Here is a 21353-nt window from a genome sequence, read left to right on the forward strand (position 1 = left end):
TTACAGTTTAAAACAAGAAAGATCACGTATGTCAATAGTAGTTGAGAATATTTCTAAAACTTATGGTGAACAAAAAGCCCTTGATGCAATAAGTTTTTCAGTCAAAAAAGGAGAGATCGTTGGTTTTTTAGGACCGAATGGAGCCGGAAAATCAACTTTGATGAAAATTTTAACTACTTATTTAACGGCAGATAGCGGTAAAGCCGAAGTAAATGGCTTTGACGTGATTACTCAGGCTAAAGATGTTCAGAAATCAGTAGGTTATTTACCGGAACACAATCCGTTGTATCTGGATTTATATATCAGGGAATATTTGGCTTTTAATGCTGACGTTTACAAGGTAAACAAATCACGAATTGACGAGGTAATTGCCTTAACCGGACTAACTCCTGAAAGTCATAAAAAAATTGGCCAACTTTCCAAAGGATATCGCCAGCGTGTAGGTTTAGCCTGTGCTTTATTACACGATCCGGAAGTTTTGATTTTAGACGAACCTACTACAGGTTTGGATCCGAATCAATTAGTTGAGATTCGCGAATTGATTAAAAACATCGGAAAAGATAAAACGGTTTTTCTTTCTACACACATCATGCAAGAGGTTGAAGCTATTTGCGACCGTATCATTATCATCAATAAAGGAAATTTAGTTGAAGACAAAACCTTGAATTCTTTAGTAAAAGAACAAACACAGCAACAAGTTATAGAAGTAGAGTTTGATCTGGCTATTTCTGCTGAACAATTGGTTTTTGATTTTTTAATCCGCAAAAAACCTTTATCGGATACTGTTTGGGAGTTAACTTTTGAAGCGACTAGCGATATGCGTGGTAACGTATTTGATTTTGCTCAGCAAAACGGTTTTAAGATCTTACAATTGTCTCTTAAGAATAAAAATCTGGAACAAATTTTCAGAGAAAAAACATCCGGAAAAAAATAAATTAAATTCCGGATGCCTCTTCAACCTAAAAAACAACATTGATTTAGTTATTTGCTGCAATATACTCTTGCTGCAACTTATCTAAATCATCGTATACCTTAGCTAAAGCGTATTTAGAAAATTCCGGATCAATAAGATCACTGTAAATAAATACATCTTCTGTTAATCCATATTTAGCAATAGCAGTTTTCAGGCATTTTATTGCTTTTTTTGTATCGTCTAATTTATAATAACAATTAGCCATTTCCAGATAAATATCTTTTTTATCTGAGAAATCAGCGTCTTTACTATAGCTTTTATACAATTCTAAAGCTTTTTCGTAATTTCCGTTTTTGTAATAATCTCTTGCTTGTTTTAAAACTGCATCATTAAGATTTGCAAAACTAAATTGTAAAGAAAATACAACGAATAGAAGTAAGATAATCTTTTTCATAGGTAGGATCATTTAGAATTATCCCTTTAAAGGTACGAAAAAAATTATCTAACTTCAATAAAAAAACAGTAAATTTTAGAAGACTGCTGAAGCTATTCTTTTAATATTTTCGGCTTTCCCCATAGAATAATAATGTAAAACCGGTGTTCCTGCTGCAATCAATTGTTTGCTTTGTTCAATACTCCACTCTATTCCTATTTGTTTTACGCCCTCATCATCTTTAGCCTTTACTACTTCCATAATCAAACAATCGGGCAGATCCACCTTAAAACGATGCGGAATAAGGTTCAATTGCTTTTTGGTAGCAATAGGCTTTAATCCCGGAATAATAGGTACTGTTATGCCTTCGGCTCTGCATTTACTTACAAAGTCAAAAAACTTCTGGTTGTCAAAAAACATTTGGGTAATGATATAATCAGCTCCGTTTTTGATCTTTTGTTTCAGGAAATGAATATCACTATCCATACTTGGTGCTTCCATATGTTTTTCCGGATAACCGGCAACACCTATACAAAAATCAGTTGCAGTGGTATTCTTCAGATCTTCATCTAAATAAACTGACTTATTTAAGTTAGCTATTTGTTCCACTAGTTCAGAAGCATACCGATGTCCTTCTTTTTCAGGCTTAAAATAGATCTCGCTTTTTACAGCATCTCCGCGAAGTGCCACTACATTGTCAATTCCTAAGAAATCTAAATCGATCAGGAAGTTTTCAGTATCTTCTTTAGTAAATCCACCGCATAAAATATGCGGAATAGCATCTACCTGATACTTATTCTGGATAGCAGCACAAATGCCAACGGTTCCCGGTCGCTTTTTTACAATTTTTTTCTGCAACAATCCATTCGGAAGTTCTTTATATTCATATTCCTCCCGATGATAGGTAACATCAATAAAAGGAGGATTGAACTCCATTAACGGATCGATACCGTCAAATATCGACTGGATATTTTGCCCTTTTAAAGGCGGTAAAATTTCGAAAGAGAACAACGTCTTTCCGTTTGCGTTTTTTATATGTTCAGTTACTTTCATGAGCTTCCCCGTTCCCTCCCAAAGAGGGGTGACTGAAGTGGGTAATCAGTTTTTAATTATTTTTTAGTTATCACTTATATTTGGTGCTAACCATTTTTGAGCTTCTTCAATGGTAATATTTCTTCTTTTGGCGTAATCTTCCACTTGGTCCTTTTTAATTTTTCCTAAACCAAAATATTTACTTTCCGGATTGGCAAAATAATAGCCCGAAACTGAAGCTGCCGGCCACATCGCCATGCTTTCGGTTAGTGTAACTCCTATTTGATTTTCAACATCTAACAATTTCCAAATCGTTGGTTTTTCCAAATGATCAGGACAAGCCGGATAACCGGGAGCCGGACGAATTCCAACATAACTTTCTTTAATTAATTCGTTATTACTGAAATTTTCTTCTTGAGCATAACCCCAAAATTCTTTTCGAACTTTTAAATGCAAATATTCTGCGAAAGCTTCCGCCAAACGATCGGCTAAGGCTTTCACCAAAATGGAATTGTAATCGTCTAAATTCTTCTCAAATTCTGCTGCTTTTTCGTCTACACCAAAACCTGTAGTCACACAAAATGTTCCAATGTAATCTTGTTTTCCACTTTCTTTTGGTGCAATAAAATCTGCCAAAGCAATATTCGGCGCACCAACTGTTTTTTGTGATTGTTGACGAAGCGTTAAAAATTTCTCGCTTCTCGACTCCGCTGGAAGTGACAAATCTGAAGTCAGAACTTCTATATCATCGTCATTCACTGTATTGGCTGGAAAAATTCCGAAAACCGCTTTGGCAACAAACCATTTTTCGTCAATAATTTGCTGTAACATTTTTTGAGCATCGGCAAATAAAGAAGTGGCTTGTTCGCCAACAACTTCGTCTGTTAAAATTGCCGGATATTTTCCGTACAATTCCCAAGATTGAAAAAATGGTGTCCAATCGATAAAATCAACCAATTCAGAAAGAGCAACTTCTAACGTTTGTGTTCCAATCTTATTTGGTTTTACCGGTTGGTACGTTTCCCAATCCACCTTGAATTTATTTTTACGCGCTTCTTCAATGGACAAGTAATTTTTCTCGCGACCACGATTCAAATAACCTTCTCTCAACTTATCGTATTCTTCACGAATGTTTTTGGCGTAATTTCCTTTGGTTTCGGTTTGCAACAAATTAGAAGCTACAGTTACCGCTCGCGATGCATCGTTTACGTGAACCACCGTATCTTTATATTCAGGTGCAATTTTTACAGCTGTATGCGCTCGGGAAGTCGTTGCGCCACCAATCATCATTGGAATATTGATATTTAGTTTATCCAATTCTTTGGCTAAATACACCATTTCGTCTAACGAAGGCGTAATTAATCCGCTTAACCCGATGATGTCCACTTTTTCTTTTATTGCTGTTTCGATAATTTTTTCGGGTGGAACCATAACTCCCAAATCGATAATTTCAAAATTATTACAAGCCAAAACTACCGAAACAATATTTTTACCGATATCGTGAACATCGCCTTTTACAGTTGCCATCAACACTTTTCCGGCACTCGATGACGTTGAACCATCTTTTGAAGCTTCAATAAACGGTAGCAAATAGGCCACTGCTTTTTTCATCACTCGAGCTGATTTTACTACCTGAGGCAAAAACATTTTTCCGGAACCAAACAAATCACCCACTACATTCATTCCGTTCATTAAGTGATTTTCGATAACTTCAATAGGCTTGGTAACCGAAAGTCGAGCTTCTTCTACATCTTGCTCAATGAATTCGTCAACACCTTTTACTAACGAATGCGTCAATCGTTCCTGAATCGTACCGCTTCTCCATTGCTGACGCCTGTTCGCTTCGCTCGAGCCTTGAATTGCTTTTTCCGAAACTTTGGTATCGCCTTTAATTTTTTCGGCATACTCCAATAAACGTTCGGTTGCATCGTCTTTTCTGTCCAACAATACATCTTCAACATATTCCAGAAGTTCTTTGTCAATTTCATCGTAGATTTCCAACATTTCAGGATTCACGATTCCCATGGTCATTCCGTGCTGAATGGCGTGAAATAGAAATACCGAATGCATGGCTTCGCGAACTTTATCGTTTCCACGAAAAGAAAACGAAACGTTACTTACACCGCCCGAAACATGAGCACATGGCAAGTTTTCACGAATCCATTTTGTTGCTTTGAAAAAATCAATTGCATTTTTACGATGTTCTTCCATTCCGGTTGCTACCGGGAAAATATTGGGATCAAAAATGATATCTTCTGCAGGAAAACCTACTTTTTGGACCAAGATATCATAAGAGCGTTTACAAATTTCAATTCGTCTTTCATAGGTATCGGCTTGACCTACTTCGTCAAAAGCCATAACAATTACAGCCGCACCATAACGATGAATTAATTTGGCATGATGAATAAATTTTTCTTCTCCTTCTTTTAAGGAAATTGAATTTACAACACCTTTACCTTGAACTACTTTTAAACCGGCTTCGATGATTTCCCATTTCGAACTATCAATCATCACCGGAACACGAGCAATATCGGGTTCGGCAGCAATTAAATTCAGGAATTTTGTCATAGCGTAAACGCCATCTAACATTCCTTCATCCATATTGATATCGATGATTTGGGCACCACCTTCTACTTGAGCTCTAGCAATATCCAATGCTTCATCGTATTTTTCTTCTTTAATTAATCGAAGAAATTTTCGTGAACCCGTAACGTTTGTTCGTTCCCCAACATTAATAAAATTAGATTCCGAAGTAACAATTAGCGGTTCTAATCCTGAAAGTTTTAAATATTTTGTACAGTCTGACTCTGCCATTATGCTTCAACTTGAGTAGTTCTTGGTTTAAATTCTTTTGCCACCTCAGCAATTAATTTAATGTGCTCGGGTGTCGTTCCGCAGCATCCGCCAACGATATTTACTAAATTTTCTTGTAAATAATCGCGAATCAATTGCTGCATTTCTTCCGGTGTTTGGTCATATTGTCCAAAGGCATTCGGTAAACCTGCATTAGGATGTGCCGAAATATTAAGACTGGTATTTTGACCTAATCTTTTTAAATACGGTTTCAACTGATCGGCTCCTAAAGCACAATTGAAGCCAACACTTAACAAAGGAATATGTTGAATAGAAATCAAGAATGCTTCTACTGTTTGCCCGGAAAGTGTTCGTCCGGAAGCATCTGTAATTGTTCCCGAAACCATAACAGGAACATCAATTTTTCGTTCTTCTTTTACTTCTTCAATAGCGAACAACGCCGCTTTGGCATTCAACGTATCAAAAATAGTTTCCACCAAAAGTAAATCGGCACCACCATCTAACAACGCTTCTACTTGTTGTCGATAAGCAATCTTTAAATCATCAAAAGTCACCGCACGAAATCCCGGATCATTCACATCGGGTGACATCGAAGCCGTACAGTTTGTTGGCCCAATAGAACCTGCAACAAAACGAGGTTTATCTGTAAATTCATCTGCCACTTCACGAGCAATTTTAGCCGATTGAAAATTGAGTTCGTAAACCAAATCTTCCATGTGATAATCAGCCATACCAATGGTTGTCCCCGAAAAGGTATTGGTTTCCACAATATCAGCACCCGCTTCAAAATACGCACGATGTACCGATTTTACCGCTTCGGGTTGTGTTATAGAAAGTAAATCGTTATTTCCTTTTAAAGGATGCGGAAAATCTTTAAAGCGTTCGCCTCTAAAATCTTCTTCTTCAAATTTAAAGCGCTGCAACATGGTTCCCATGGCGCCGTCTAGCACTAAAATTCTATTTTGTAATTCTTCTTGTATGGTTGGCATAACCTGATAACTTTATTCTTATTTCTTTTTGGTGTTTGTTATCAGTAGTTAGGAAAAACTAAACGTTATCTGTTTCCGATTTGCATCAGAATAGAATGTAGCACCTTCTACAAGAGTAGGGTTGCTAAGCGTTCGTTGGGTCTATTCCCTCCCGCTTTCGTGATAACAAAAACACTATTTTTATGAACAGTGCAAAAGTAATACTATTATTTTATTTTCGAAACATATTCTAAAAAAACAAATACAAACTCATTTTCTTAGAATATATTTCTGTTTCAATTTAAAAAATCAAACTTTTTTACAACCAAAAGACACTAAGCCTGATTTAAAGCCTGATCCAAATCAGCAATCACATCGCTAACTGTTTCTAATCCAACGGAAATTCGGACTAAACCGTCAGTAATACTAACCGCTAAACGCTCTTCTACAGATAGTTTGCTATGTGTTGTTGAAGCTGGATGCGTCACAATTGTTCGGGTGTCTCCCAAATTGGCTGACAAAGAACATAACTTGATACTGTCTAAAAATCTTCTTCCGGCTTCTACTCCACCTTCAATTTCGATTGCGACAATAGTTCCTCCTAATTTCATTTGTTTTTTAGCTACTTCATATTGTGGATGTGATGGTAAAAATGGATATTTTACCGATTTTACATTCGGATGTTTTTCTAAAAACTGAGCAACTTCTAACGCATTTTCCGATTGTTTGGTCACACGAAGTGGTAATGTTTCTAAACTTTTTGACAAAACCCAAGCATTGAATGGCGACAAAGCCGGACCAGTATTTCTTGAAAATAAATAAATTTCTCTTATCAAATCAGCTCTACCAACAGCAATTCCTCCTAAAACACGACCTTGACCGTCGATTAATTTGGTAGCCGAATGAATGACAACATCCGCACCAAATTGTATTGGATTTTGCAAATAAGGCGTTGCAAAACAGTTGTCGACTACAAAAATCAAGTTGTTTTTTTTAGCAATTTTGCCTAAATATTCTAAATCCAAAATATCCACCGCCGGATTAGTTGGCGATTCTACATAAAGAATTTTAGTGTTTTCTTGAATTTTAGACGCTACTTCTTCCGGATGATTTACATCGAAATATGTCGTTTGAATATTCCATTTCGGGAAATATTTGGTAAATAACGTGTGTGTAGAACCAAATACACTTCCTGCAGAAACAATGTGATCGCCCGCATTTAACAACGTCGCCAACGTTCCGTAAACTGCTGCCATTCCAGTTGCAAAAGCAAAACCATCTTCTGCTCCTTCCATGATACAGATTTTCTCTACAAATTCAGATGTATTCGGATTTGAAAAGCGACTGTATAAATTTCGTTCCTTCTCTTCAGCGAATGAAGCACGCATATCTTCTGCGTCTTCAAATATAAAACTTGACGTTAAGTATAACGGAACGGAATGCTCTTGAAATTCTGTTCGTTCTACCTGCGTGCGAATAATTTGTGTTTCTAATCCTAGTTTGTTTTGTGTGTTCATTTGTTTTATTTTTTTTCGGAAAGTCTTAAAATATCACCGAAAACGCCTCTTGCTGTTACCGAAGCTCCGGCTCCGGCTCCTTGAATGACGATAGGTTGCTCTCCGTAAGATTCAGTATAAATTTCGAAAATAGAATCGGAACCTTTAAGTGAACCTAAAGCCGAACTTACCGGAACGGAAACTAATTTCACTTCTAAATTTCCTTTTTCTTGTTGTAAATCGCCCGATAATTCACCGATGTAACGCAAGACATGATTCGATTCTTGTTGTTCTTTTACTTCTTGGTACACCGGATTCAGTTCGTTTAAACGTTGTAAAAAGTCTTGAGCTGAACCTTCACGTAAAAATTCCGGAATTAAATTTTGAATTTTGATTTCGTCGAACTCATTTTGTAATTCCAGTTCGCGTGCTAAAATCAATAATTTTCGACCTACGTCATTTCCGCATAAATCTTCACGCGGATCAGGTTCGGTAAAACCTTTATCAATCGCTTCTTGCAATACTTCTGAAAAGTTACGATCTTCTGCTGAAAAATGATTGAATAAATAGCTTAAAGTTCCTGAAAAAACACCTCTAATTTTAGTAATATTTTCACCCGAAAGATGCAATAATTTTATGGTATCAATTAATGGTAATCCGGCACCAACATTGGTCTCATACAAATATTCTTTTTGGTTTTTAGCCAAAACCGATCTCAAGTTTTGATAGAATTCGTAACTAATGGTATTTGCAATTTTATTGGACGAAATTAAATCGAAACCATTTTCGACTAACGGAATGTAGTTTTCTACAAAAGTTCCGTTTGCCGTGTTATCAATCGCGATTAAGTTTTCCAAATGATGGTCTTTTGCATATTCAATAACATCCGAAATGGCATAAGAAACACCTTTTTCGTTTACTTTTTCTCTCCAATTTTTAGTCGCTCCTTTTTTAGTTAACAACACTTTTTTAGAGTTGGCAATTGCGAAAACATTCAGCTTAATTCCTTTTTTCTCTTCAATCGTGTCGGCTGATTGCAAAATTTGATCTAGCAATGTTCCACCAACAGTTCCGTGACCGAAAACCGCGATATTTATTTTTTTGGCCACTCCGAAAATTTGTCCGTGAATTACGTTTAGCGCTTTTTTAACCTCATCTCGTTTGATGACTAAACTCACATTTTTTCCGGTAATTGTATTGTTGAATAAAATTGGAACAATATTATTGTTAATCAACGCTGTATACGATTTGTGAAACGTACTCAGATCTTGCCCAATGATTGAAATCACCGAAACATTATCTACAATTGAAATTCGGTTTACGTCTTTGGTATAAAAGTCATTTTCAAACTCTTTTTCCAAACCAATAACCGCTTTGGTAGCATTACTCGCCGCGACCACAATTCCGATTCCGCGTTCTGAAGAACCTTGCGAAATAATACTCACGCTGATATCATTATCGGCCATTACTTTGAAAATTCGGGCATCAACTCCGGTTTTTCCTAACAAACCTCGACCTTCAAAATTGATTAAAGAAACATCTGGCAATACCGAAAGCGATTTAATTCCTTCTAAAGTCAAGGCTGCACTAATTAAAGTTCCTTCGTTGTCATCATTAAACGTATTGACGATACGTAACGGAATATCTTTTTCTACTAAAGGCAAAATGGTTTTAGCATGCAGAATATTGGCTCCGAAATTGGCCAATTCATTCGCTTCATTAAACGTTAGGTGATCGATTTTTTTAGCATCAGCAACCCAATCCGGATTGGCAGTAAAAATTCCGTCTACGTGTGTATAATTTTGCAATTCTTTAGCTTCTAAAAAATTAGCTAATAAAGCTGCGGTATAATTACTTCCGTTTCTACCTAAAGTTGTGGTTTCGCCTGAAGCTGTTGCCGCGATGAATCCGGTTACCACGTTAACAACACCTTGATTTTCTTTGAAATACTGTTGGACTTTTTTCTTAGAAACCGCTTCAATAGGTTGCGCATTTCCAAAATTAGCATCGGTTACCAATACATTTCGGGCATCGACAAAATTGGCTTTTATTCCGTTTTCATTTAATAAATTGGTCAAATATTTAGCTGAAATAACTTCGCCTAAAGCCACCAATTGATCTTTCACTTTTTCACTATAATCTCCTAAAAGATTAACCCCTTCCAAGATTTTTTCGATCAACGAAAATTCTTTTTCTAAATTTAAAGTTGACGCATTATAGCTTTGGTATTCTTTAAAAAGTTCAAAATCGTCACTATATGGAACGTTGCCATGTGCTTTTTCTAACAACAATAACAATTCGTCAGTTGCATTCCCGCGAGCCGAAACTACAACGGTTACTTCTTCATTATTCGTTTGTTTTTTAGATATAATTTGGAGTACATTTTGAATTCCTTGTCCGTTTGCTAAAGACTTTCCTCCGAATTTTAATATTTTCATTTGTTAAATATGTCTTTTAAAATAGTGTTGAGTTGTTCAAATTCGATTAAAAAGGCGTCGTGTCCGTGAATGGATTCAATTTGATGCCAGTTTACTTTTTTTCCTAGTTTTTTTAGGTTTTCATAAGTTTTTAGGTTCTCATCAGCTGTGAAAAAATAATCGGTATCGACCGCTACAATGTGAATTTCTGACGTTACTTTTTCAACGGTTTTTTCGAAATTTCCGTTGCCATTTGTAATATCAATAGTTCGCAACAAGTGATTCATCAATTTATAAGCCGATAATTGAAACCGTTTTTGCAGTTTATCGCCGTGATGTAACAACCAGCTTTCAATTTGAAACAAATCGGAATCAGGTTGTTTTTCTCTGTTGAATTTAAACTGAAGTGATTGTGGCGTTCGGTACAACAACATGGCATGCATTCGCGCATCGGCAATTGGATTTTTAGAATTATTCAAAATCGAATCTTGAACCAAAACATTCGCCATTAACCAATCTGTCGATTTCCAATCGGTTGCCACCGGAATCAAATGCGAAATTTTTTCAGGTTCTTGAATTGCCATTTGCCAAGCAATTGCTCCGCCTAAACTTCCTCCTATGGCAGCATATAATTTTTCAATTTGTAAGCTTTCAACTCCTTTCCAAAAAGCAGCAGCGATATCAGCTACGGTAAAATCTTTATAATTCTCAATGCTGTTCTCTTGATCCTGATAGGTATTTCCCGGCACATTGAACGCTAAAATCGTATACTGATCGGTATCGATAGTTTTGCCTTCGCCAATAAGGCTATTCCACCAGCCGCTTTCGCCTATAACCTGAGAATTTCCGGTTAACGCATGATTGACCAAAACGACCGGTGCTTTTCCTAATTTTTGGCCAAATAATTGGTAGGACAAAATTATTTTGTCTTGAACTTTTTGATTTTGGAGTGTAAACTGATGAAAAACTAATTTCTGTATCACCTTAATAATTCTTTAAAAAAATGACTGCCGAAACTAAATCCCGACAGTCAAAAACAAACTAAAACACTAAATTGTTGTATTCACGGCAAGCTTTTCAAAAACCGCTTGTAAATCGGATTTCAAATCTTCTATATCTTCCAAACCTACTGACAAACGAATTAAATCTTGAGTCACGCCAGTGGTTTTTTGTTGTTCTTCTGTTAGTTGTTGGTGCGTTGTACTTGCCGGACGAATAATTAATGATTTCGTATCCCCGATATTCGCCAATAATGAGAATAATTCAGTTTCATTCACTAGCTGTTTAGCAGCATCGTATCCACCTTTTAAACCGAACGTCACAATCCCGCTTTGTCCTTTTGGCAAATACTTTTGAGCCAATGTGTAATATTCCGAAGTTTTTAGCCCTGGATAGTTTACCCAAGCTACTTCATCTTGTTCTTGCAACCATTGGGCTAAAGCCAAGGCATTTTCGCTATGCTTTTTGATTCGGATTTCCAAAGTTTCTAAGCTTTGTAAAATTTGGAACGCATTAAACGGACTCAAAGCAGCACCTAAATCACGTAATCCTTCAATTCTTGCTTTTGCAATAAACGAAGCTGCTCCTAATGCTTCATAATATTTTAATCCGTGGTAACCCGGTGATGGTTCTGTAAATTCAGGAAATTTTCCACTACTCCAGTCAAAATTTCCGGCATCGATGATTACACCACCTAATGAAGTTCCATTTCCGCCAATATATTTGGTTAACGAATGAATCACAATATCGGCTCCAAACTGAATCGGATTTAACAGATAAGGAGAAGGTACGGTATTATCTACGATAAATGGAACTTTGAATGCTTTTGCTTCTTTAGCAATAGCTTCTAAATCGAGTATATCTAATTTTGGATTTCCTAGCGTTTCAGCAAAAAAAGCTCTGGTATTTTCTTGCGCTGCATCGATAAAGTTTTTGGCATCTGAAGGATCTACAAAAGTGGTCGTTATTCCTAATCTTGGCAAGGTAACATTCAGTAAATTATAGGTTCCGCCGTATAAACTATTGGAAGCCACAATATGATCACCCGCTTTTAGTAAAGTTAGCAAAGTTGTTGAAATGGCTGCTGCTCCCGATGCGGTTACTACAGCTCCAATTCCGCCTTCTAATGCTGCTAAACGTTGTTCTAAAACATCATTTGTAGGATTGTTCAATCTTGTATAAATATAACCGGGTTCTGCTAAACCGAATAAATTAGCCGCATGATCGGCATCGTTAAAAACGTATGATGTTGTTTGGTAAATCGGAATAGCTCTTGTTCCTCTATTTTGTTTCACGTCATATCCTGCGTGAAGGGCGTTTGTTGCAAATTTTTGTGTGCTCATAATTTTTATTTTTTATGAATGTGTTATTAATTTTTTAAGTTCTAAAGTTTAGCCTAAGCAACACATTCGACAACATCGTCTCGGTAAATACATTTTCATTTTTTATGAGTTTTAGTTATAAAAAAACCTCTGCTTTTGCAGAGGTTTAATATGGTTTATAGTTTAAGAAAAATAGTTACTTTATGCCATAGTGTTCCTCTGCGGGTTATCCCACATCATCATACACATATTGCACATAGTTACTCTCATTGGTTTATTCATTTTGACGAAGCAAATTTAGAACTATTTTCTACAAATACAAATTACGTAGTTAATTTTTCTAAATTTTACTTATTTTAAACATAAAACTAGTTTTTTAAACCATAAAAACTTAGTTTAAATAAATTATTATTCTATTAAAAGAGAACTTCCCTTTAAAACAAACCTTCAACTGAAAGATAACGCTCTCCTGTATCATAGTTAAAGGTCAACACAACTGCATCATCCGGAAGCTGTTTTATCTTTTTAGACACTGCAGCTAAAGATGCTCCGGTAGAGATTCCAACTAAAATGCCTTCTTCTTTAGCTATGTTTTTTACAAAATCAAATGCTTCGTCTTTACCTACGGTAATTATTTCATCAATTAAATCTGTTCGGTACACTTCAGGAATAAATCCGGCTCCGATTCCCTGTAATGGGTGAGGCCCCGGCTCTCCTCCACTTAAAACCGGTGAAGCTTCGGGCTCAACAGCGATCACCTTCAGGTTCGGAAATTTTTCTTTCAAAACAGAAGCCACTCCGGTAATGTGCCCTCCGGTTCCTACACCGGTAATCAAATAATCAATCCCTCCGGAAAATCGGCTAAAATTTCCTGAGCAGTCGTTTTTTGATGCACTTCTACATTGGCAGGGTTACTAAACTGTGACGGCGACCAAGCATTCGGAATCTCCTCAACTAATTCTGCTGCGCGTTCAATAGCCCCTTTCATTCCTTTTTCACGAGGTGTTAAATCAAATTCAGCACCATAGATCTCCATTAATTTTCTACGCTCAACGCTCATTGATTCCGGCATTACCAAAATTACTTTATAGCCTTTAACTGCAGCAACTAAAGCCAAACCGATTCCTGTATTTCCTGAAGTCGGTTCAACAATAACACTCCCCGGTTTTAAAATACCTTTTTTTTCTGCATCTTCAATCATGGCTAACGCAATCCTATCTTTAATACTATTTCCCGGATTAGTTCGCTCTAACTTGATGAATACATTTTTAGCTGCACCAAATAATTTATTAATTTTCACCACCGGAGTATTCCCGATGGTCTCTAAAATGTTATTTGCTTTCATATTTATTGGTTTTTATAGTTTTACAATATTTATATACTAAAGTCTATTATTTTACTTACATCAATTTTATCTTTCACGATTACTTCGCTTTTATGAAATACCAAAGTTTGTGATGGTACACTTTCTGTCAACCAAACATTCCCTCCGATTACCGAACCTCTGCCAACAATAGTTTTACCTCCCAAAATGGTTGCATTCGCATAAATAATCACACCGTCTTCTATGGTAGGATGCCTTTTTTGTTCGGCTTTATCTTTACTTACGCTTAATGCCCCTAATGTTACACCTTGATAAATTTTTACGTCATTCCCTATTTCGGCAGTTTCACCGATCACTACACCAGTTCCGTGATCTATAAAGAAGCGTTCTCCGATCTGTGCTGCCGGGTGTATATCTATTCCTGTTTTAGAGTGTGCATATTCGGAAAGAACTCTTGGAAAAACAGGGATCTTTTGATTCCAGAAGTAATGTGCAATCCTGTAAATCACAATTGTAAAAAAGCCAGGATACGACATCAATACTTCACTATGGGATTTAGCTGCCGGATCAAACTTCATCACTGCATCTAAATCGGAAAGAAGTATTTTATGAATTGAGCACAATTCGTTAAAAAAAGAATCTACAATATCCGAAGTCTTTTCAACCAGTAATTGTTTCAAAAAAACAGTTAGTTCATTTTTCAACTCAGCTTCTTTTTCTTCAAATAGATCAAAACGACAACTTTCTTCTCCTCCAAGAAATAGCCATTTGAAAAGCTCTTCACTCCAAATCTCGGCTCTGTATTTATCAAATAAATAATGTTGCTGGCTTTGCTTAAACTCGAATAACTGTTTTAATCTGTTTTCCATATTTCTCTGTAATAAATGTTAAAAACAAAAAAGCCTCTGTGTATTACACAGAGGCTTTTAATAGTATAGTTCTTTGATTAACTATATGTAATAGCGTTCCTCTGCGGATAATCTCCCCATGCAAGTACACACGCTACAACACGTAAATCTCATTTTCTTTGAATTTTATACCGTAAAGTTAGTTTTAATCCTTTAAAACCCAAAACTTATAACAAAATTTTCACAATTAAACCATAGCTTACGCAATTAATAGAATTTTTAAAAGTTATTGAAACAACTTTTAGAAAATGAATCTAAATTGTATTCCTCTTTAAAGCCCCTATGACGAACATAAATCATAATTTTTTTCAAAAAACTATTTGGATTTCATTTCCATTTCATAACTTTGCAGCCGAATTCGAGGAAAAATTTGAACTGATTGCAACCTCATAAAAAAATGCTAAAGCAGTGTTTTACTTCTTTTAGCTTTTCCCTGCAACAAATTTTCCTCACTCATCTTTAAAAATAAAATTATTATGGCTTATTTATTTACGTCAGAATCGGTTAGTGAAGGACATCCGGATAAAATTGCGGATCAAATTTCAGATGCATTAATCGATAACTTTTTAGCATTTGACCCCGATTCTAAAGTAGCTTGTGAGACATTAGTTACTACCGGGCAAGTTATTTTAGCCGGTGAAGTAAAATCGAAAACCTATTTAGATGTTCAGCAAATTGCCAGGGATGTCATCAAAAGAATCGGATACACCAAAAGCGAATATATGTTTGAAGCTAACTCTTGTGGTGTGCTTTCTGCTATTCACGAACAATCTCAGGACATTAATCAAGGGGTGGACAGAGCTAGCAAAGAAGATCAAGGTGCAGGAGACCAAGGAATGATGTTTGGTTATGCGACCAATGAAACAGAAGAATTCATGCCTCTTGCTTTAAAATTATCGCACCAACTTTTACAGGAATTAGCTGCTTTAAGAAGAGAAAATACCGAAATCACTTATTTAAGACCTGACGCCAAAGCTCAGGTTACTTTAGAATATTCTGACGACAACAAACCTGTTCGTATTGATGCTATTGTTGTTTCTACACAACATGATGAATTTGCTGACGAACCAACGATGTTGGCTAAAATTAAAAAAGATATTATTAATATCTTGATTCCAAGAGTTATTGCTAAAAATGAGCAATATGCTCATTTATTCAATGATAACATCAAATACCATATCAATCCAACCGGAAAATTTGTAATTGGCGGTCCTCATGGTGATACCGGATTAACTGGAAGAAAAATTATTGTGGACACTTATGGAGGAAAAGGCGCACATGGTGGTGGTGCTTTCTCCGGTAAAGACCCAAGTAAAGTAGACCGTTCAGCGGCTTATGCTACCCGTCATATCGCTAAAAATTTAGTTGCTGCAGGAGTTGCTGATGAAATTCTGGTTCAGGTTTCCTATGCCATCGGTGTAGCTCAACCAACTAATATTTATGTCAACACATATGGCACAGCCAAAGTCAATTTAACCGATGGTGAGATTGCTAAAAAAGTAAGTGAAATCTTTGACATGCGCCCTTATTTTATTGAACAAAGGTTAAAACTTCGCAATCCTATTTATAGTGAAACTGCTGCTTACGGTCATATGGGAAGAACTCCTGAGGTAATAACCAAAACGTTTATTTCTCCAAACGGCGAAACAGTAACAACGGAGGTTGAACTGTTCACTTGGGAAAAATTAGATCATGTTGAAAAAATCAAAGATGCTTTTAAAATTTAGTTTTTTTTCAAAATATTAAAAATCAGCCTATAGGCTGATTTTTTTTATACCTTTGCGCCTTTAATCCAACTACCAACCATAATGAAAGAAAAACTACTCTTTGTATTTTTATCTTTAGCCTTTATATTCCCTAAACTGATATTCGGTCAAGTAGGCGTCAATACGACCAACCCTAAAGCAGTATTAGATATCAAAGCGTCCAACGCTGCTACTCCAAACAACCAAGACGGAATTCTTATCCCAAGAGTTGCTGCTTTCCCTAGTGTCAATCCTACGACTGACCAAAACGGAATGTTGGTATTTTTAACGACCATCAACGGTACATACCAACCCGGATTATATTATTGGGATCATCCGACACATCAATGGATCGCATTAGCCTCTTCCAAAAACGTTTGGTTCACAACCGGGAATAGTAATATAGACAGTAATACTAATTTCATAGGAACTACAGACGATAACGATTTTCTGATCAGAAGAAACAACACCGAATCAGGATTAATAGGTATCGAGAATACCTCTTATGGTTATAACTCCCTTAAAACTAATTCCTCCGGCACACACAACACCGGATTCGGAAGTAATTCCCTGAGTTCTAATTCATCCGGGAGTTACAATACAGCTATAGGATACGGTACTTTAAATACGAACAATTCCGGTTATGAAAATACAGCCGAAGGTTATAATGCTTTACACCTGAACAATTCAGGCTACTACAATACCGCTGTAGGCAGTAACAGTATGGTTAAAAACACTTCCGGAAATAACAATACAGCTATCGGTACTTATTCATTAACCGAAAATACTATCGGTATTAACAACACAAGTGTTGGTGTCAATTCTTTGCGAAACAATACTTCCGGAAATGAAAACACTTCCATAGGAGTCTATAGTATGTTCAATAATAGTAGCGGCAGGAACAATACCGCCGTAGGCTCTTATACTATGCTGAGCAATACCACCGGAAAATACAATACGGCTATAGGAAGTGCCGCATTAAACGCTAACCAAACCGGAGAGAACAACAATGCTTTCGGATTGGGAGCTTTGCGTTCTAACTCAACCGGAAACAGTAACACTGCTATCGGTGTAAATGCTATGTACTCCAACACTACCGGAAACAAAAACATTGCTATAGGTGAAAACACGTTGTACACCAATACTTCCGGAGATGAAAATATTGCGATCGGTTTTAATGCCTTAAATAAAAACACTATAGGAACTCAAAATATTGCTTTAGGAAGTAATTCTTTAGAAAGCAATGCTTCAGGAATTAAAAATAATGCCATCGGTTTTAATGCTTTAAACAAGAACACTACTGGTAGTGAAAACATTGCTTTTGGATCCAATACTTTAGAAAACAATACGACAGGAAGTCAGAACACTGCTATCGGGACTTATTCACTACAAAGTAATATCAGCGGAATTAAGAATACGGCTATCGGTGAAAATAGTTTATTAGTTAATTCCGGAGGAAATTCTAATACTTCAGTAGGAGTAGGAAGTCTTGAGAATAATTCCAACGGAAATGAAAATACTGCCTTAGGAACAGAATCCCTTTACTACAATATTAACGGTAGTTTCAACTTAGCTTTAGGAAAAGGTTCCTTAAGAGCCAACCAAAACGGCAATTACAATACGGCTTCCGGAGCATTAGCACTAAGCAGTAACGTTAACGGGAATAACAATACCGCCATCGGTTACCGTGCTTTTTACAATGGTAATTACAGCAATTCTACTGCCATCGGATACAATACCGTTATTAATGGAAATAATCAGATTCGCTTAGGAAATTATTATGTAACCAGTATCGGAGGTTTTGTGAACTGGTCTAATCTTTCGGACAAGCGTTTTAAGAAAAACGTGCAAGAAGATGTGATCGGTTTAGACTTTATCTTACGATTAAAGCCTGTTACTTATAATCTGGATCTTACCCGATTACAGCAATTTTTAGGAAATAACGATTTGGATAATGATCTAAACAAAAATGAAAACGTTCGTTTTTCCGGTTTTTTAGCGCAAGATGTTGAAGCATCAGCTAATGCTGTGGGTTATGATTTCAGTGGTATTGACAAACCTCAGAATGAAAACGGCCACTACAGTCTGCGATATGCAGAATTTGTAGTTCCGTTAGTAAAAGCGACGCAAGAACAACAAGCGGAAATACAAACACTGAAAAAAGAATTAGATAAAGAGCGTAAGAAGAATGAAGAATTAGAAAGTCGTTTAGAGCGTCTGGAAAAATTACTTTTAAAGGAATAAAAAAAGAGCCCCGAATATACATACGGGGCTCTTTTTTATAAACTATACTTCAAACTTAAAATAATATACCTCGGCTGAACTACATAACTTGAAAAACTGCTGGTTCCTCCCAACTGATTAAAACTATTGGAATTCAATCCTTTTGTTTCCAACAAATTAGTTCCGGACAATTTCCATTCCCATTTACTGTCTTTCTTTTGATACATTAAACTGGCTGACAAGAAATCATATTCAGAATCGATCGTTTTTCCTTTATTTCTATTGTGGTAATAACTATACTCTGAAACAAAAGAGAAAGCATCCCAAAAATAATATTCTAACTCAATCGACGGATTGTCTGTATAGAAAATATCACTGGAGTTATCGTTTATTGTGTAGGCGTATTCCAAGCTTAAATTAGGCAATTCTTTATAATTGGTCGAAAATCTGACATAGTAATTTTGTGCAAAGGATTCCGTAGCCTGAATCTGATCTCCTGTTGTATATACACGTATATTGTTGAATTTACTCCAATTTAAACTCAACCCTCCTGAAGCTTTGTAATATTTCAAAAAACTTCTTCCATAATTTCCGGAAGCAATAAAAGTCTCATCTGCAAAGTTAGAATCCATATTAACAGCAGTAGAAACCTGATTGATACTACTTAAAAAAGCTCTGTTCTTAACAGCGTCTACTTGTCGGGTATATGTAATGTTTGCAAAGATATTTTCAAAATTGAACATATTGTATTTAAAATATCTCAGACTATGTACTTGTGACAATGAATTTTCCAGATAGCGATTCCCTTGAAACAAACTGTTATAATTTGAAAATACATAGCCTTCGGCTAATTTTACTATATCTGTAAAATTATTGGTCAACGAGAAGTTATAGGTTAAAGTCTCTGATTTTTTGATTTGCCATAAAGCGTAGAAATCAGGTAAAAAACGGTTAAAATTTCTTGTAAACTCATCCCCTAACTGCGAATCTTTCATACTATAATAATGAGCGGTAACTCCCGGATTAAAGGTAAATTCACCTAAAATAAATTTATAATGCAATCCTAAAAACACATCATTAAACGAATAATCAACATTATTTGTATTCTCTGCATCATCTAAGTCATTTTGCGTTCCGTTATCCAAAATCTGAAAAATACCGGAATCAAAATTCTGATACGAGTATGTATTCCCTAAAGTAACATTGATATTACTTTTTGGTGTAACCATATAGTAATAATCAAATTTAGCATCTAATTTATTTGTTTTTACAAAGCGTTTCTGAGTAATATCGTCTCTTGTTTGCGTATTATCATACCCCACAAGGGTAAAAGGAAGCATTTCAAGATTTGCATTATAGAACGGATCTTCTTCCTGATATAAATGTTGTGTTTCAAATGCAAACACATTTTTATCATTTAGTGTATAATAATAATTCAGATTCTGATTAATACTAAACGGTTTTTGCTCTTTATTGGTAAAAATTGTCCCTGCTTCTGACGATACGACACTCTGGTTTTCATCTTGCTTGGAATATTTTAAGAAAGCATCATAATCAAAATGTACTTTATCAGACGGCACATAACTTGAGCTTAACTTAAACATTCCCAAATCACTCTTTTGTTCCGTAATCTGACTTCGGGTTTCCTGAGAATTAGCTGAACTTCCTACCGGCAGGTCATTTACTGAATTTGTAATAATATTGGTCTTATTCCCTAAATAAATACCGAAACCACTGATTGTCCAAGCTTTAGAAGGGTTATAACTAAAGTTAGCCGCCCCGAACTTCGTGTCAATATTGGCTGCCTGATTATTTCGCAACCCTAAGATCCCTAAATCATTTGAAGTAACATTAAAGGAAGAGCCTCCTTTTTTCATCATATTTCTAAATCCGCCGGTGAATTTAAAATAATCACTCATGGTCAACGGTAGTTCTCCTATATTATTAATATTCCCAATGACATTAATACTGTATTTCGGGCTGTAATAAAACAACTTGGGATTTACAATATGCCTGTCCTCTTCATGACCAACACCTATACCTGCTGTAATATCGCCAAACCAGAAGTTCTTTTTCCCCTCTTTCAGTTTAATATTCAGAGCTATACTTTCTTCATTGTTTTCCAATCCTTTTAAATTAGAGACCTCATTATAATTACGAAGCACCTGAATTTTATCCAAAGCATCTGCCGGAATGTTCTTGGTCGCAATTTTAGTATCTCCGTCAAAAAAATCTTTTCCTTCAACCATTACTTTTTGAACGGTTTTCCCTTCCACCTGAATTTCTCCGTCTTTATTGACTTCCACACCCGGAAGCTTTTTCAATACATCTTCAAGCTTACGTTCTGTTCCGTTAGTAAACGAATCGGAATTATACACAATGGTATCACCGGAAATCGTAACCGGCATTTCATACACGACCTCAACATCTTTTAACTGAACTCCCTGACTCATCTCGATATCAAAGGTCATATTTTGTGCTGAAGTTCTCAATGTCTTTTCATATGACTGAAAACCAATGTAACTGGCTTTTAACGTATAGGAAGCATTGGCTTTCAAATTCAATACGTATTTTCCTTTATCATTGGTAATAGCATAGGAATCCATCGCTTTAGTATCATTGTTGACTGCCATAACATTAGCCATCTCAAGCCCCACACCTGTACTATCTTTTACAACGCCTTCAAAACGTATATTTTGAGCAACAGCACTTATTGAAAGTGCCATTGTAAGAACAAATAATATTTTCTTCATAAAAAA

13 protein-coding genes, 1 pseudogene and 1 riboswitch are annotated in these 21353 nt (G+C 35.9%); of the genes and pseudogenes, 3 read left to right on the top strand and 11 right to left on the bottom strand.

The window, feature by feature from the left end; genetic code table 11:
• Positions 1–28 precede the first annotated feature (28 nt).
• On the top strand, positions 29–934 hold the full coding sequence (gene gldA / locus DI487_RS04565; protein ID WP_109570604.1) for a gliding motility-associated ABC transporter ATP-binding subunit GldA: 906 nt from the start codon (positions 29–31) through the stop codon (positions 932–934).
• A 43-nt stretch (positions 935–977) separates the two neighbouring features.
• On the opposite strand, the gene DI487_RS04570 is transcribed toward gldA, so the two are convergent.
• From DI487_RS04570 to epsC, 10 genes and pseudogenes are all read right to left on the bottom strand, one after another.
• The gene (locus DI487_RS04570; protein WP_170108170.1) at positions 978–1367 is read right to left on the bottom strand and encodes a tetratricopeptide repeat protein; all 390 of its coding nucleotides are present in this window, start codon (positions 1365–1367) and stop codon (positions 978–980) included.
• A gap of 75 nt (positions 1368–1442) precedes the next feature.
• A complete protein-coding gene (gene metF, locus DI487_RS04575) occupies positions 1443–2399 on the bottom strand; it encodes a methylenetetrahydrofolate reductase [NAD(P)H] (RefSeq protein WP_109568613.1) in 957 nt (318 codons plus the stop codon).
• A 63-nt stretch (positions 2400–2462) separates the two neighbouring features.
• The gene (gene metH / locus DI487_RS04580) at positions 2463–5192 is read right to left on the bottom strand and encodes a methionine synthase (RefSeq protein ID WP_109568614.1); all 2730 of its coding nucleotides are present in this window, start codon (positions 5190–5192) and stop codon (positions 2463–2465) included.
• Entirely contained in the window at positions 5192–6181 is a 990-nt protein-coding gene (locus tag DI487_RS04585) for a homocysteine S-methyltransferase family protein (RefSeq protein ID WP_109568615.1), read from the bottom strand. Before DI487_RS04585 ends, metH begins: the two co-directional genes overlap by 1 nt.
• A 62-nt stretch (positions 6182–6243) precedes the next feature.
• Positions 6244–6350, bottom strand: a riboswitch (SAM riboswitch).
• A 145-nt stretch (positions 6351–6495) separates the two neighbouring features.
• Positions 6496–7677, bottom strand: a complete 1182-nt coding sequence (locus DI487_RS04590) for a trans-sulfuration enzyme family protein (protein WP_109568616.1) — start codon at positions 7675–7677, stop codon at positions 6496–6498.
• 5 nt (positions 7678–7682) lie between these two features.
• A complete protein-coding gene (gene thrA, locus DI487_RS04595) occupies positions 7683–10094 on the bottom strand; it encodes a bifunctional aspartate kinase/homoserine dehydrogenase I (protein ID WP_109568617.1) in 2412 nt (803 codons plus the stop codon).
• Positions 10091–11056 carry an alpha/beta fold hydrolase gene (locus DI487_RS04600; protein WP_245896532.1) on the bottom strand — a complete coding sequence of 322 codons (966 nt, stop codon included), beginning with the start codon at positions 11054–11056 and terminating at the stop codon, positions 10091–10093. The genes thrA and DI487_RS04600 overlap by 4 nt, the downstream gene beginning before the upstream one ends.
• Positions 11057–11122: 66 nt before the next feature.
• Entirely contained in the window at positions 11123–12415 is a 1293-nt protein-coding gene (locus tag DI487_RS04605) for an O-acetylhomoserine aminocarboxypropyltransferase/cysteine synthase family protein (RefSeq protein WP_109568619.1), read from the bottom strand.
• Between the two features lie 413 nt (positions 12416–12828).
• Positions 12829–13739, bottom strand: a pseudogene (cysK, locus tag DI487_RS04610) (cysteine synthase A).
• A 29-nt stretch (positions 13740–13768) separates the two neighbouring features.
• On the bottom strand, positions 13769–14587 hold the full coding sequence (gene epsC, locus DI487_RS04615) for a serine O-acetyltransferase EpsC (protein ID WP_109568620.1): 819 nt from the start codon (positions 14585–14587) through the stop codon (positions 13769–13771).
• A gap of 515 nt (positions 14588–15102) precedes the next feature.
• Here epsC and metK point away from each other — a divergent pair.
• On the top strand, positions 15103–16353 hold the full coding sequence (gene metK / locus DI487_RS04620; protein ID WP_109568621.1) for a methionine adenosyltransferase: 1251 nt from the start codon (positions 15103–15105) through the stop codon (positions 16351–16353).
• 81 nt (positions 16354–16434) lie between these two features.
• A complete protein-coding gene (locus DI487_RS04625) occupies positions 16435–18615 on the top strand; it encodes a tail fiber domain-containing protein (RefSeq protein WP_109568622.1) in 2181 nt (726 codons plus the stop codon).
• A gap of 35 nt (positions 18616–18650) precedes the next feature.
• Here DI487_RS04625 and DI487_RS04630 read toward each other — a convergent pair whose 3' ends face one another.
• Positions 18651–21347 (bottom strand): TonB-dependent receptor, encoded by a 2697-nt coding sequence (locus tag DI487_RS04630; RefSeq protein ID WP_170108171.1) that lies wholly within the window; start codon positions 21345–21347, stop codon positions 18651–18653.
• Positions 21348–21353 lie beyond the last annotated feature (6 nt).

This window comes from Flavobacterium sediminis (assembly GCF_003148385.1).
Taxonomy (GTDB): Bacteria; Bacteroidota; Bacteroidia; order Flavobacteriales; family Flavobacteriaceae; genus Flavobacterium; species Flavobacterium sediminis.

Bases quoted from the DNA above. Each gene is read 5' to 3' on its own strand.
- epsC (WP_109568620.1), bottom strand. From the start codon at position 14,587: ATGGAAAACAGATTAAAACAGTTATTCGAGTTTAAGCAAAGCCAGCAA.
- metH (WP_109568614.1), bottom strand. From the start codon at position 5,192: ATGGCAGAGTCAGACTGTACAAAATATTTAAAACTTTCAGGATTAGAA.
- DI487_RS04605 (WP_109568619.1), bottom strand. From the start codon at position 12,415: ATGAGCACACAAAAATTTGCAACAAACGCCCTTCACGCAGGATATGAC.
- metK (WP_109568621.1), top strand. From the start codon at position 15,103: ATGGCTTATTTATTTACGTCAGAATCGGTTAGTGAAGGACATCCGGAT.
- DI487_RS04590 (WP_109568616.1), bottom strand. From the start codon at position 7,677: ATGAACACACAAAACAAACTAGGATTAGAAACACAAATTATTCGCACG.
- gldA (WP_109570604.1), top strand. From the start codon at position 29: ATGTCAATAGTAGTTGAGAATATTTCTAAAACTTATGGTGAACAAAAA.
- DI487_RS04570 (WP_170108170.1), bottom strand. From the start codon at position 1,367: ATGAAAAAGATTATCTTACTTCTATTCGTTGTATTTTCTTTACAATTT.
- DI487_RS04625 (WP_109568622.1), top strand. From the start codon at position 16,435: ATGAAAGAAAAACTACTCTTTGTATTTTTATCTTTAGCCTTTATATTC.
- DI487_RS04630 (WP_170108171.1), bottom strand. From the start codon at position 21,347: ATGAAGAAAATATTATTTGTTCTTACAATGGCACTTTCAATAAGTGCT.
- thrA (WP_109568617.1), bottom strand. From the start codon at position 10,094: ATGAAAATATTAAAATTCGGAGGAAAGTCTTTAGCAAACGGACAAGGA.
- DI487_RS04585 (WP_109568615.1), bottom strand. From the start codon at position 6,181: ATGCCAACCATACAAGAAGAATTACAAAATAGAATTTTAGTGCTAGAC.
- metF (WP_109568613.1), bottom strand. From the start codon at position 2,399: ATGAAAGTAACTGAACATATAAAAAACGCAAACGGAAAGACGTTGTTC.